This window comes from Pseudomonas sp. P105, from assembly GCF_032614175.1.
Classification (GTDB): domain Bacteria; phylum Pseudomonadota; class Gammaproteobacteria; order Pseudomonadales; family Pseudomonadaceae; genus Aquipseudomonas; species Aquipseudomonas rhizophila.
In genome coordinates this window covers 3,566,545-3,579,502 of the sequence record NZ_CP126693.1, presented here as the reverse complement: position 1 = coordinate 3,579,502, position 12,958 = coordinate 3,566,545, and the positions used below count along the sequence as shown (strand labels likewise).

The 12,958-nt window shown below is 59.5% G+C and carries 11 protein-coding genes; 5 read left to right on the top strand and 6 right to left on the bottom strand.

Annotated elements, in window-relative coordinates; all coding sequences use genetic code 11:
- The first annotated feature begins 94 nt into the window (after nt 1-94).
- Nucleotides 95-1,051 carry a threonine dehydratase gene (locus QOM08_RS16075; RefSeq protein ID WP_316911796.1) on the top strand — a complete coding sequence of 319 codons (957 nt, stop codon included), beginning with the start codon at nt 95-97 and terminating at the stop codon, nt 1,049-1,051.
- On the opposite strand, the gene QOM08_RS16070 is transcribed toward QOM08_RS16075, so the two are convergent.
- Nucleotides 1,048-1,239: a hypothetical protein gene (locus QOM08_RS16070; RefSeq protein WP_305466099.1), complete on the bottom strand. Its 192-nt coding sequence runs from the start codon at nt 1,237-1,239 to the stop codon at nt 1,048-1,050. The genes QOM08_RS16075 and QOM08_RS16070 overlap by 4 nt on opposite strands.
- 156 nt (nt 1,240-1,395) lie before the next feature.
- On the bottom strand, nt 1,396-2,613 hold the full coding sequence (gene mhpT, locus QOM08_RS16065; protein WP_047225560.1) for a 3-(3-hydroxy-phenyl)propionate transporter MhpT: 1,218 nt from the start codon (nt 2,611-2,613) through the stop codon (nt 1,396-1,398).
- Between the two features lie 336 nt (nt 2,614-2,949).
- On the opposite strand from mhpT, the gene QOM08_RS16060 reads away from it, so the two are divergent.
- Nucleotides 2,950-4,260, top strand: a complete 1,311-nt coding sequence (locus QOM08_RS16060) for an OprD family porin (RefSeq protein ID WP_316911795.1) — start codon at nt 2,950-2,952, stop codon at nt 4,258-4,260.
- A 103-nt stretch (nt 4,261-4,363) separates the two neighbouring features.
- Here QOM08_RS16060 and QOM08_RS16055 read toward each other — a convergent pair whose 3' ends face one another.
- From QOM08_RS16055 to QOM08_RS16040, 4 genes are all read right to left on the bottom strand, one after another.
- Nucleotides 4,364-4,864, bottom strand: a complete 501-nt coding sequence (locus QOM08_RS16055; protein ID WP_107322836.1) for a lipocalin-like domain-containing protein — start codon at nt 4,862-4,864, stop codon at nt 4,364-4,366.
- Nucleotides 4,865-4,915: 51 nt separating this feature from the next.
- Nucleotides 4,916-6,304, bottom strand: coding sequence for a tripartite tricarboxylate transporter permease (locus QOM08_RS16050; RefSeq protein ID WP_080962847.1), 1,389 nt, complete (start codon nt 6,302-6,304; stop codon nt 4,916-4,918).
- The gene (locus QOM08_RS16045) at nt 6,301-6,777 is read right to left on the bottom strand and encodes a hypothetical protein (RefSeq protein WP_107322835.1); all 477 of its coding nucleotides are present in this window, start codon (nt 6,775-6,777) and stop codon (nt 6,301-6,303) included. The genes QOM08_RS16050 and QOM08_RS16045 overlap by 4 nt, the downstream gene beginning before the upstream one ends.
- Before the next feature lie 69 nt (nt 6,778-6,846).
- The gene (locus tag QOM08_RS16040) at nt 6,847-8,145 is read right to left on the bottom strand and encodes a hydroxymethylglutaryl-CoA reductase, degradative (protein ID WP_316911794.1); all 1,299 of its coding nucleotides are present in this window, start codon (nt 8,143-8,145) and stop codon (nt 6,847-6,849) included.
- Nucleotides 8,146-8,282: 137 nt separating this feature from the next.
- Between QOM08_RS16040 and QOM08_RS16035 the strand changes: the two genes are divergently transcribed.
- From QOM08_RS16035 to QOM08_RS16025, 3 genes are all read left to right on the top strand, one after another.
- On the top strand, nt 8,283-9,653 hold the full coding sequence (locus QOM08_RS16035; protein ID WP_047225565.1) for a PLP-dependent aminotransferase family protein: 1,371 nt from the start codon (nt 8,283-8,285) through the stop codon (nt 9,651-9,653).
- Between the two features lie 647 nt (nt 9,654-10,300).
- Nucleotides 10,301-10,996, top strand: a complete 696-nt coding sequence (locus QOM08_RS16030; protein WP_316913237.1) for a class I SAM-dependent methyltransferase — start codon at nt 10,301-10,303, stop codon at nt 10,994-10,996.
- A 193-nt stretch (nt 10,997-11,189) separates the two neighbouring features.
- Nucleotides 11,190-12,932 (top strand): OPT family oligopeptide transporter, encoded by a 1,743-nt coding sequence (locus tag QOM08_RS16025; protein ID WP_316911793.1) that lies wholly within the window; start codon nt 11,190-11,192, stop codon nt 12,930-12,932.
- Nucleotides 12,933-12,958 lie beyond the last annotated feature (26 nt).

The window sequence follows — 12,958 nt, the reverse complement described above, 5'->3', positions numbered from 1 at the left end:
AGTGAAGAAGCGGCGCAAAAGTCAGGTCGGTTTTTTGAAAGCCGACCCACGGCGGCGATGCCTAGACTGGCTAACCACTCAGGGAGATAGCTTCATGTACCGACTGACTCGTGACGATATTGAACAGGCGGCTCGCCATGTGTACCAGGTGATGCCCGCCACCGCCCAGTATGCCTGGCCCTTGCTGGCTCAGCGGCTGGACTGCACGGTGTGGGTCAAGCACGAGAACCACACCCCCACCGGCGCTTTCAAGATACGCGGCGGCATCACCTTCATGCATTGGCTCAAACGTGAACATCCCGGTGCGAAGGGCATCGTCACCGCCACCCGCGGCAATCATGGCCAGAGCCTGGCGCTGGCGGCGAGCGCGCTGGGTTTGAAGGCGTTGATTGTCGTGCCGCAGGGCAACTCGGTGGAAAAGAACACTGCCATGCGCGGCTTTGGCGGCGAAGTCATTGAGTGTGGGCGGGATTTTGATGAGGCCCGTGAAGAGGCCGCCCGTTTGGCGCAAGCGCATGACCTGTTCCTGGTGCCACCGTTTCACACGGAACTGGTCAAAGGCGTGGCCACTTACGCCCTGGAACTGTTCACTGCCGCGCCGCATCTCGATACCGTCTACGTGCCGATTGGCTGCGGATCGGGCATTTGTGGCGTGATCGCCGCCCGCGACGCACTGGGCCTGAAGACCCAGGTGGTGGGCGTGGTGTCCCATGAAGCCGCGGCGGCAAAGTTATCTTTTGAGGCGGGCGAAATACAGGAAACCGCTTCGGCAAATACCTTCGCCGATGGCCTGGCCGTGCGCAAACCGATCCCCGCAGCCTTCGCCCTCTACGCAGCCGGGGCCGCACGGATCGTAGCGGTCAGCGAACAGGAAATTGCCGAGGCCATGCGCGTCTATTACACCGACACCCATAACCTCGCCGAAGGAGCCGGGGCCGCCGCCTTGGCGGCGCTTATTCAGGAACGTGAAGCTCGGGCGGGGGAGACAGTGGGGGTGATTCTGTCGGGTGGCAATGTCGATCGATCGGTGTATGCGGGCGTAATCGGTTAGTGGCCGTCAGCCACCTTGCGCTCGATCTCCGCGATTTTTCGACTGAGTTCCTCTGCTTCCTGCTCCTTGGTTTGAGTTGAGGGGGGCGTAGCGCTGTCCTCAAGATTCTTATCAACCGGTTTGCCAGACGTATCGGTCGACGGGATGCTCGAGGTTGCTTCTGATTCGATGCCGTTATCGCTGTTCATAATCGCGTTACCTCTGTTGATCTACACATTAGAGGCAGGGGTATGGAATGAGTTCGAGATTATTGCAGACGATAAAGCCAGGAATTGACGCCTTTGAAACAGCTTCATCTTGAGCCCCCACAACAGCACCTGTTTACCTACGCCGTTCGGATGGCCTCAGGCCTTGGCCTTATTCATCGACACGTTCAACGAAGTCGAGCGGGCAATGACGCTGATGATCGTCAAGGCTGCAATCACCAAGCCGGGCGAGGTAGCCAGCAAGACACCGGTGGTGCCCGCTCCGGCCGCCAGAATCTGCCCGGCCGCCAATGGCCCGGCCACCGAGCCCAAACGACCGATCGCTACCGCTGCGCCGACGCCGGTGGCGCGCACCGACGTTGGATAGGAGGGCGGGGCCAGGGCGTAAAGCACCAGTTGCGCAGCCATCACAAACAACCCCGCGGCAAAACCGGCGATGGCCATGGGGATGATGCCCACGGACAGGCCAACCCCGCCCAGAGCTGCCAGCAAGCCGGTGTACACAAACAGCACCACCTTGATGCCGTTGCAGCGATCCAGCAACACTCCGCCGAGCAGGGAGCCGAGGGCGCCGCCGATATTGAAGAGCATCTGTACCAGGCCTGCCTGGGGTTTGCTGAAACCTTGTTCCAGCAGCAACGAGGGCAGCCAGTTGAGCAACATGTACATCACGGTCAGGGTGAAGAAGTAGCTCAACCATAACGCCAGGGTAACGCTGGCGCGGCCTTCGCCGAACAAGGCCTGGCCGGTTGAAGTGCGCGTCGGGTTGACGCTGTTTTGTTGTTGGCGAAAGGCGTTGGATTCAGGCAGCAGCACCATCATCAGTGGCACCACCAGCAATGGGGCAAGGCCGCCGATGATGAAGGTCGTCTGCCAATGTTCGGGAAACAGCATGGCGACCACCGCCGCCAGTGCCCCACCCAATGGCACGCCGGCATACATGATGCTGATGGCCGTACCGCGACGTTGCTCTCCCACGGCTTCGGCACACAGGGCGATCAGGTTGGGCAGGGCGGCGCCCAGGCCCAGGCCAGTCATGAAACGCACCAGCAGCAGGCCGGAGAAAGAGCTGACGTAGGCGGTGCTGAGTGAGAACACGCCAAACAGCAGCACCGCTGCTATGAGGATTTTCTTGCGACCGATGCGATCGGCAATCCAGCCACCGAAGAAGGCGCCCGGCAGCAAACCGATGATGCCGGCACTGAACACCCAACCCATCATTTTCGGGTCCAGGGCAAAGGTCTGACGCAACCCTGCGGCGGCAGTGCCGGCAGCTTGCAGGTCAAAACCTTCAATCAGAGCGACGATAAAACACAGGGCAATAGTCAGCGTCGTGCGACGTGATGGAGTGTCCATGGCAAACCTCTTTATTGTTTTTGTGAGTGTGCTGACGGGCGCACGCAGGCTTGCTCGCATCCAGCAATGCAAAGCCGCAATTAAGATTAACAAAGATAACTAAAAAGTGAACGCTAACGGAAAATGTCCAAACGCATCGACATAAACCTATTAAAATCAACAGGATGTCCTGTGTTTTTTAGGTTTTCTTGGAAATAGATACGAATATTAATGTTCGATTATCGGCCATTGTGGATTGACGGCACCTCCGGCTTTTCCCACTCTCTGGCCCGAGATCGCGGCTGGATGGCCGGCGATCACGTTCAAAAAAACAACAACAATAAGTGGACATCGGACATGACGAATTCACCCCGGGGCGTCCTTGCGACGACCTCAGACTTACCTCTTTGCGCACGCGGCTTCGTCCTGTTGGGCCTATGTGCGATTGCCACTCCAGTGCTGTCGGAAGGCTTCATCGACGATAGCCGCGGCACATTGACCTTGCGCAATTTCTACCTGGATCGGGATTACAAGGACGAGGGGGCGAAAACCGCGGCTCGGGAATGGGCACAAGGTTTCATCATGAATGCGGAGTCGGGTTTTACCCCGGGCGCTGTCGGCTTCGGCCTGGACGCCCGTGCATTGATCGGGGTCAAGCTGGACTCGTCACCGGACCGCAGCGGCACCGAATTACTGCCGGTATCCAGCAGCGACAAGCGCGCGGCGGATGAATATTCGCGCCTGGCCATGACTGCCAAAATGCGCTTTGCCCAAACCACGGTGAAGACCGGCGATGTGTCGATTTTCCTGCCGTTCGCCTTTGCCAGCCCGTCGCGGTTGCTGCCGCAGACTTTTCGCGGCACCACGCTCAGTTCCAAGGACATCGACGGACTGACGCTCAATACCGGCTATATCGATCGCATCAACAGGCGTGACTCCACTAACTACCAGCCGATGAGCATCGCTTCGCCGAACGGGCGTTTCAACGGTGCGGCCACCTCATCGCACATGGCTTATGTCGGTGGCGATTATCAGGTAAACAAAGACCTCAGCCTGCGCGCCTACCACGCCGAAGTGGCCGACCTGTACCAGCAGAACACCCTGGCCTTGCTGCATAACATGCAGGTAGGCGAGGGCACGCTGACCACTGATCTGCGCAGTTTCTTCAGCGACGAAGATGGCACTGCCAAGGCTGGCAAGGTGGACAACCGCAACCTGTCGGCGCTGTTCGGCTATCGCCTTGGCGGGCATCACCTGAGCCTGGGTTACATGCACGCCAGCGGCGACACAGCGACGCCTTATGTGTCAGGCACTGAGTTGATGGGCATGAGTGAATTGACCATGAGCTCGGACTTTCTCAATGCCAAGGAACGGACCTGGCAGGCAATCTACGACTATGACTTCGCCGCCGCCGGGGTGGCCGGCCTGAAGAGCCGGCTGCGTTACGTGCGCGGTGATAATATCGCGCTGGCGGCGCTCAATGCCGACGACCGCAAGGAGCGGGAGTTCCAGATGGAGCTGGGGTATTTGATCCAGAGCGGTCCGCTGAAGAATGTCGGGTTGATGGCGCGCAAGTCGATCTATCGCAACGACTTCCCGAGCGGCGCGGCATTTCGTGATGAAAACCAGACCCGCTTCCTGGTGCTCTACACGGTGCCGATCTGGTAAGCCGTGGGGCGAGTGGATACCAGCAGTGCGCAAGCGTGGGCTGAGCAGTGCTCAGCCCACTCATGAACTGAGTCGGCCCCGCAGGGCTGCTCGCGACGTAGAGTTACTTTACCCGCTCCCAGATGATGTGAACCTTCGTGCCATCGGGGCGCTGGAAGTTTTCCACCATTCGGTTGCCGTCGACTTTCAGTTGCAGGTCATCTTGAGTACGTGTCGCGCCCACCCAATTCGGGAACGTAGATCCTTCGACGGTATTGCCGGTGAACTCGCCGTTCTGGTCGACGGTATATCGTCCGAAAAAACCGATGCTCCCAGCCATCGCTGCCCGGTTTTCCTCATCGGTTCCTTCGCCCCGAGCGTTGGATCGAAACGCGGGCACTCGCGGATCGGTGAGCACCTCGACGAACGTCAATTCTTCAGTGAACACCAGCCATCCATGTGGATTGGGGCCGTACGCATCCGACCGGGTGCCCTGACGTTCAATGGTTGCGCTGACCATTTTCCATGTCCCGACCAGCGGGCTTTTCATGGCGGAAAACGCTGCCGTGCAAACCGAAAGGGCCATGATCGCACCTACCGTCAGTACCGATATTTTCAGGGTCATTGGAATCACCGTTGTTGGTTATCTGAACACTGTTGTAGAAGGTTAAAAACATCACGCATTCATCAGGGCAACCAGGGCAGGAACAGACAGCACGGCTGTGTAATAGCCCATGAACTGCACACCAATGTTGAAACCCAAAAAGCGTGAGAGGAAACCGCCCAGCAGGCCGATGGTGACGATCACCAGCAACCCCAGCAGGCCACCTTCCCAGATGCCGATCACCAGGATCAGGCCAACAAAGGTCGAGATCACCGCTTCGTGACTGATCTTGCGCGACACGTAGGATGCGGCTCTGTGGGCGTAATTCATGGTGAAGGGGTAAGCGATCAGGATGGCCACGACCACCGCCAACACGCCGTAGCCAAAAAATTCCCAGGTGCTGAGCAATGAATGCAGGTTGTTCACCTGGCCTGTCGTCGCGTCGACGCTAAAGCGCGGCGGGGCGTTGAACAATGGCGCTGCCGGGCCTGCTGCGACAGGGCTCAGGGGCAGGCCGAAGGCGATCAGCGGGATCAATGCTTCGGCCAGGTAGGTTGACTCCGTAACGCCGTTTCGAGCGGTGATGACAGTGGTCAGGCGATGGTAGACATGCTTGACCCTCGAACCGACGAGCTCGCCCATGATCACGGTCATGGCCACTGGGCTGAACACAAAGGTCGCGCTGGAGATCACCGCCGTAATGGCCGTCCACATGCTCTGCTTGCTGTCCAGCACCTTGAGCGGATTAGGAAAGAATCCACCCCAGCTTTTTACGTCGGGCGACAGGGAAAACGTGCGCACTTGCTGGCGTCGCATGGTGTCCCGTTCGGCGGGTGCGAGCAGCGAGAACAGCGCGGCGATCAACGGGCCAATTGCGATGCCCAGAAAGTAACTGACACTGAGCTTGACGCCGAACTGCGCGGTCATGGTTTGCAGGCCAACAATGATCATGACGAACGGGATCAGCGTCAGCACGGCCGCCAGACGGCCTTTGGAGAACCACGCGATCGCCACCGCCGCAAGCAGGAACACCCAAGGCGCAGCCTGCTTGATCATGTCACCGAACGGCGCGAGCATCAGCGCGAACAATACGGCCATTGGCACCGCGATCAACGCAGCAATGACCGCCCCGGAAATCATCTTGCGCAGGGCAATGTGGGGTACGCCCAGATTGCGCAGAAAGTTGGCCTCGCGCATCAGTGGCGTCGCCATGGTGTCGCCAGGAATACCCAGTAGCGCCGTCGGTACGGCGTGGGTCATATGTTTGGCGACGGCGCCGGCCAGAAAGAATGTCAGCACGCCGGGGGCAGGTACGCCCAGCAGGACGACCAGCAAGGTCAAGGGGGCGAGGGTAGTGGTTTCATCGCTCCCTGAGATCAGCCCGATCCCGGCAAAAATCACCGCCCCCAGGATCCCCATGCCCAGTGCCATCAGGACCTGATCCATCAGTGGAACGATCATGATTGACCTCCATTGCCACTGACTGCACCGACGCCAACAGTGGGTGTTGCAGCCGGGCTCTTCTCGGGAGCGACAAGGCTTTTCTCGTAATCGGCGAACAGCTCATAAAGGTCCATTTCCCGCAGTTCCGCGATCGTGGCCGGCGGCAGATCAGCCAGACTGCCCAGTGGGCCGTACTCGTTCTGCAACTCAATCAGGATTTTTGCGCGCCAGGCCGGATCAGCCAGATGTTCGATGACATTGCGCTTGGGTTTGAAAAGCAGCGCACTGATGGCGCCACCTGCCAGGCAGCCGACAATACCTACCAGCATCGCGTAGGCGCGGGCCATTTGCACGGAATCCACCCAGCCGACAAACAAGTGCTGGGCGATAAAAAAAGCGCCGAGGCTGACGGCTGCACCGATGCCTATGGAGTAGAGCAGGTGGCGACCATCAACCGTGTCGCCCCATACTTCGAACAGTTCGGGTTTCATAAGGATTCTCCCACCTCCCCTGAGGGGTTTTATTGTTATGAACGTGAAGAGATGTGGTTGAGTTCGTGACTACGAGCCCGACTCCTGCGCGCGCTTTTGCTCAAGCAGCTCAGCGGCTTTGTCCGAGCGCACGTCCCGGGCTTCGACCATCTGCGCGACCAGCCAATTGACCTCGTCGCCCCTGGCCCCCGCTGAAAGCGCAATGTTGCGTGCATGCAAAGCCATGTGCCCGCGTTGTATCCCCTCGGTCGACAGCGCCCGCAATGCGCCCAGGTTTTGCGCGAGGCCGACCGCTACCGCTATCTCGGCAAGTTCCTGGGCGCTCTTCACTCTCAGGATGCGTAACGACAGTTGCGCCAGCGGGTGAGTCTTGGTCGCGCCGCCGACCAGGCCGACGGGCATGGGCATTTCCAGCGTTCCCACCAGATGGCCCTTACAATCTTTTTCCCAAGTCGTCAGTGAACCGTAATGCCCGTTGCGACAGGCATAGGCGTGTGCCCCGGCTTCCACCGCGCGCCAGTCGTTGCCGGTGGCGACGATCAAAGGGTCGATGCCGTTCATGATGCCCTTGTTGTGAGTGGCTGCACGATAGGGATCCACGACCGCAAAGTTGTAAGCATCGAGGATGCCTTCAATGACGTCCTCGCCCTTGTAGGCCTTGGTGGTGAGATGTTCAGGTGCAATGCGGATCTGGGCCCGGGCAAGCCGCAGGTCGGCGAGGTTCGACAGAATGCGCAGCCGTACCTTGCCGCCGGTAATCTGCTCCATCAGCGGGGCCACCGCTTCAGCCATCGTGTTCACGGTATTGGCTCCCATCGCATCGCGTACATCCACGATAAGGTGGGCGACCAGCATGGGGCCGCGAGGGCTCTGGGCGAAGGTATGCACTTCGATGTCGCGGCAACCTCCACCTAGCTGGTTCAGCAGTTGATCCTTGCGGTTGGCCAGTTCGATGATTTCGTCCTTGCGGCGCAACAGACTCAAACGGGCATTGAAGGGATCGTCGATTTCCACGATCTGCACTTGCGCGCGCATCAGCGGCAGCGAGCTGGAGGTCTGAAAACCACCGGCTTCGCGCGCCAGTTTGGCCATGAACGAGGCGGCGGCGACCACCGAAGGCTCCTCGACGACTAACGGCACGATGACGTCGCGTCCATTGATCTGGAAGTTGCTCGCCACAGCGTAGGGCAACTCAAATTTTCCGATGACGTTCTCAATCATGCCGTCGGCTATTTCCAGGGGCAGGGCGCCTGCGTCGCGGAGCAGGGTAACGTCATCTTCTGCAAGCTCAAGCAGTTGTTGCAAGTGGCTCAGGCGTTCGGCGGGCGACAGGCTGCGGAACATCGGGAGGCGGGAGTCGATACTCATGGTAGCAATCCAGTTGCAGTTATTGTTTTCGAATGCCTGCCACCCTATGCGTATGTGTCCTGGCAAAAAAGGTACAGTTTGGACAGACAGTACCTAAGCTGTACCCTCTGCGAATAATTCATCCAGGACTTCGTACAATGGCGCGACTGACGCTTGCCCAAGAGCTGACGGCCTCCTTGGTGACGCAGATCGGCAACGGTACCTACCGAGTGGGCGACCGTTTACCGTCCCTGCGCGAGTGCATGCGCTTGTTTGGTCATTCGAAAAACACAGTGATCAACGCTTATGAATCGCTGGCCTCCCAAGGACTGGTGGAGGCGCGTCACGGGCAGGGTTTTTTCGTGACACGAGGCGCCCCGAGCAGCAGCGAACCGGAAGAACCACTGCCCTTTACCCGGGCGATGGACACCATCTGGCTCATGCGCCAGCAATTTGTCCGTGAGCCGGGTCACTCGCCGCTTGGGGAAGGTTTTCCGCCCGTAGAGTGGCTGATGGATCTGCGATTGGACAAGTTCACCCGTCAGATCATGCGCATGGGGGTGACCACGCTTTTTCGCTACGGCAACCGGCTGGGCAATGCTGCACTTCGTCAACACCTGGTGCAAAAACTGGCGAGCTATTCGATTACCGCCAGTGCTCGGCAAATCGTCACGACCCATGGGGCCAATCACGCACTGGATCTGATCATCCGCCGCTTTATTGCCCCCGCAGATTACGTTTTCGTCGAAGACCCGGGTTATTACCCGCTGTTTGGCAAGTTGCAACTGCAAGGGGCGCGAATGTTATCCGTACCCCGATTGCCGGACGGGCCGGACCTGCAAGTGCTGGAGCAGCATCTTCTGTTGCACAAGCCGAAATTGTTCTTCCTCCAGTCGGTTGGGCACAATCCGACGGGCTCCGATATTTCCCCCGGCAAGGCTCATCGACTGGTTCAGTTGGCCCATGAGCACAACTTCATTCTGGTGGACGACGACGCTTTGGCAGATTTCAAACCCGCGTCGGCCATCAAGGTGTCTGCGCTGGATCAGTTGAACCGTTCACTGTACGTGGGCAGTTTTTCCAAATCGGTTTCTGCGGCATTGAGGGTGGGGTTTATCGCGGGGAGCAAGGATGTCATCGATGAACTGGGTGATCTGAAAATGCTCCTGCATACCAGCACCTCGGAGCTGTGCGAGCGAACCATCGATGTCATCCTGACGGAAGGGCATTTTCTGCGACATCAGATCCGCCTCCAGGAGCGGCTCAAGAGTGCCACTGCGGCAGGTTTGCAGATGCTCGATGAGATCGGCGCCGAGGTGTTCTTCCGACCAGAGCAGAGTTTGTATTTGTGGGCCAGGTTCGCCCACATTGACGACGCCAGGGAGCTGACCCGGCAACTACTGCCGAAAGGATTCATGATTGCTCCCGGCCATATTTTTTCACCGGAGCAGTCGCGTATAAATCCCTGGACCAGATTGAATGTCGCCTACCTGAATGACCCGTTGCTTAAAGCCGAGTTGAGTGGCTGAAGGCTCACCGCTCATGCTGCTAAGGCTGGGTCTGCGTTCCGGTCGAGACCACGCTTTCGTGCCGATTCACACCGCGCGCCTCAACAGGCACCCATAGGCGTTCACTGCGACATTTGAATTTCACGCCTTTGCGAGGCGCCATCGTCCTGGCTGAGTCCATGCACACAGCCCTGGACGCATAAGTCGGCCCCGGCTGTCGCTCTTCTACACAACCTTCCACGCCGCTGCAGATAGCCATAACCACAAAATAAACAGTCATCATCCTGAATGCTCCTATAGAGCGATGCGATCAATACATCTGCGTCAGGCCTGAAAATGCTGGCTGTGACAGACGGATGATGAGCCTGCATTCAAATCCCCAGCAATGGCTTGCACGGGCCAATCGTCGGAAAAATGTCGTTAGTTCAGGTTTATTCAGATTTGGATTTTTCGACGCCAATTCGTTGGCGTTTTTTGCCGCTTCAGTGGGTATTCCCTATGGGAAAAGCTGCGTGGCAAAGGAGCGTGAGCGGGAGAGCGGCTCACTCGAAAAGATTGTAATGGGAGCAGTCCGCGTTTAAGGTTCGCGCGTGATTTTTGCGCGGTTACGCGCTCTAAGGCGAATACAAGACGGGACCGTGGGCAACGGTATTGAACAGGAGCAGCCGTTGAACGAACAGACATTGTCCCAGCGCCTGGAGCGTGTGGCCGCGCATATACCCGCAGGTGCGCGCCTGGCCGATATCGGCTCTGATCACGGCTACCTGCCGGTGGCATTGATGCGCCGTGGTGTGATCGCAGCGGCGGTGGCTGGCGAGGTGGCGTTGACGCCGTTTCGTTCGGCTGAACGCACCGTGCGCGAGAACGGTTTTACCCAGCAGGTCATTGTCCGCCTGGCCGACGGCCTGGCGGCGATCGAGCCCGGAGACGGGATCACGGCAGTCAGCCTGTGCGGCATGGGCGGCGAGACGATCCGCGACATTCTCGCTGGCGGCAAGGCGCGCCTGAGCGGTGAGGAACGGCTGATCCTGCAGCCCAACGGCGGCGAGCAGCCACTGCGTCAATGGCTGATGGAAAATGGTTATCGCATCTGCTTCGAAGAAGTGCTGCGGGAAAACCGCTTCTACTACGAAATCATCGTCGCCGAGCGCGCCGGCCCGGTGACGTACACCGCGCAGGAGCTGTACTTCGGGCCATTGCAGATGCGCGCCCGCAGCCCGGCGTTCCTGGCCAAGTGGCAGCGCATGCTGCGCCTCAAACAGCGGACCCTGACTCACTTCGCCCGGGCGCGACAAGCCGTGCCCGAGCAGAAGGTGCAGGACATCGCTTTGCAAACCCGCTGGATCACCGAGCTGCTGGCCTGAGTCCGGTACTCGGAAAATAACGAAGCAATCATCCCTCGTCGACCTCGTCACCGCCCCCGGAAAACTTCGATATGAGCGTTAAGCGCTCGCAAGGGCTTGCCCCTGTCATGTGAACCTTCCGCCCATGCAGCGCTCACTTGTTAAGTCGCCGCGTTGAGTGATCGCGCTGTCTCATTGCCGATAAGGAATTCGCATGCACCCAACCTCGCCAACCATCGCCCTGGATTACCCTGTCGAACGTGAGCTGAGCCTGCGAGCGGTCAGTACGGGAATCGTGATCGGTGTCCTGTTGACGCCTTCCAATGTGTACGCCGGCCTCAAGATTGGCTGGTCGTTCAACATGTCGATCATCGCCTTGCTGATCGGCTATGGCATCTGGCAAGGCCTGGCCAAGCGTTCGGCCGCTCAACAGCCCTGGACGCTGCACGAAAGCAACATCAACCAGACCGTGGCCTCGGCCGCAGCGTCAATCATTTCCGGTGGGCTGGTTGCGCCCATCCCGGCCTACACCTTATTGACCGGTCAACAGTTGGACGTCATCCCGATGATCGCTTGGGTGTTCTCGGTGAGCTTCCTGGGGATCTGGATCGCCTGGTACCTGCGACCCTCGCTGCTCAATGACAAAGCACTGAAATTCCCCGAAGGCATGGCGACCCTGGAGACCCTTCTGCACATCTACAACCAAGGCCACGAAGCGGCGAAGCGCTTGAAGGTGCTGCTCAGCGCTGCGCTGCTGTCCGGGCTGGTCAAGTGGGTCGATACCTTCGTCTGGGCTTTTCCGCGCTGGTCGCCGACCCCGCAGTTGGAACGCCTGACGTTTACCGCGGACCCTTCGCTGTTGTTGGTGGGTTTCGGCGGGATCATCGGGATTCGCGTTGGCCTGACCCTGCTGCTTGGCGCCCTGTTGGCGTGGGGTGGATTGGCGCCGTGGCTGCTGGAGCAAGGCTTGGTGCAACTGCCGCCGGACAGCAGTGGCCCGCAGTTCGCGGCGTTGGTGGAGTGGCTGCTGTGGCCGGGCGTGAGTCTGATGGTCTGCTCGACCCTGACCTCTTTGGCGATTCGCTTGTGGGCATTGCACAAGTCCACCAAGGCGGGCGGCGGGACGACTTGGGTGGTGCCCAAGACCGGACCTGCCAGCGGTTTCCTGGTGGCTATCGTGTTGGTGGTGAGCCTGCAAGCGCTGTTGTTTGGTATCAACCCCTGGATGGCGTTGTTGACCATTCCCTTGGCCATCTGCCTGGCCGCCGTGGCCGCCCGGGTGGTGGGGGCCACGGGCATTGCGCCCATCGGCGCCATCGGACAATTGTCCCAACTGAGTTTTGGCATCGTCGCCCCGGGGCAGGTGCCGATCAATTTGATGAGCGCCAACACCGCGGGCGGTTCGGCTGGGCAATGCACGGACTTGATGAACGACTTCAAGGTGGGCCGTGCGATTGGCGCCACGCCGCACAAGCAGTTGATCGCCCAGACCCTGGGGATTTTCGTTGGAAGCATCGTTGGGGTGTTGGCCTACCTGGCCCTGATCCCGGACCCACAATCGATGCTGCTCACCCAAGAGTGGCCGGCCCCGGCGGTCGCTACCTGGAAAGCCGTGGCGCAAACCCTGACCCTGGGGCTGGACTCGCTGTCAGCAAGCATTCGCTGGGCGGTCATCATCGGCGCCGTGGCCGGCTTGTTGCTGGGGATTCTCGACAGCGTACTGCCCACCCACCGGGCCCGTTATTTGCCAAGCACGGCGGCTTTGGGCCTGGCGTTCGTCTTGCCGGCCTCGGTGTCGCTGATGATGGCCTTCGGCGCGGTACTCACCTGGCTGGTGAGCTGCCGCTGGGCGAGCCTTACAGAACGCTTTGCCATCACCGCGGCGGCGGGGTTGATTGCCGGGGAGAGCATTACCGGGGTGGGGGCGTCGTTGTGGCAGATGGTTGGAAATGGGTGAGGGAAGTGGAGTACGGGCGACCGGTC

Bases quoted from the DNA above. Each gene is read 5' to 3' on its own strand.
- QOM08_RS16075 (WP_316911796.1), top strand. From the start codon at position 95: ATGTACCGACTGACTCGTGACGATATTGAACAGGCGGCTCGCCATGTG.
- QOM08_RS16070 (WP_305466099.1), bottom strand. From the start codon at position 1,239: ATGAACAGCGATAACGGCATCGAATCAGAAGCAACCTCGAGCATCCCG.
- mhpT (WP_047225560.1), bottom strand. From the start codon at position 2,613: ATGGACACTCCATCACGTCGCACGACGCTGACTATTGCCCTGTGTTTT.
- QOM08_RS16060 (WP_316911795.1), top strand. From the start codon at position 2,950: ATGACGAATTCACCCCGGGGCGTCCTTGCGACGACCTCAGACTTACCT.
- QOM08_RS16055 (WP_107322836.1), bottom strand. From the start codon at position 4,864: ATGACCCTGAAAATATCGGTACTGACGGTAGGTGCGATCATGGCCCTT.
- QOM08_RS16050 (WP_080962847.1), bottom strand. From the start codon at position 6,304: ATGATCGTTCCACTGATGGATCAGGTCCTGATGGCACTGGGCATGGGG.
- QOM08_RS16045 (WP_107322835.1), bottom strand. From the start codon at position 6,777: ATGAAACCCGAACTGTTCGAAGTATGGGGCGACACGGTTGATGGTCGC.
- QOM08_RS16040 (WP_316911794.1), bottom strand. From the start codon at position 8,145: ATGAGTATCGACTCCCGCCTCCCGATGTTCCGCAGCCTGTCGCCCGCC.
- QOM08_RS16035 (WP_047225565.1), top strand. From the start codon at position 8,283: ATGGCGCGACTGACGCTTGCCCAAGAGCTGACGGCCTCCTTGGTGACG.
- QOM08_RS16025 (WP_316911793.1), top strand. From the start codon at position 11,190: ATGCACCCAACCTCGCCAACCATCGCCCTGGATTACCCTGTCGAACGT.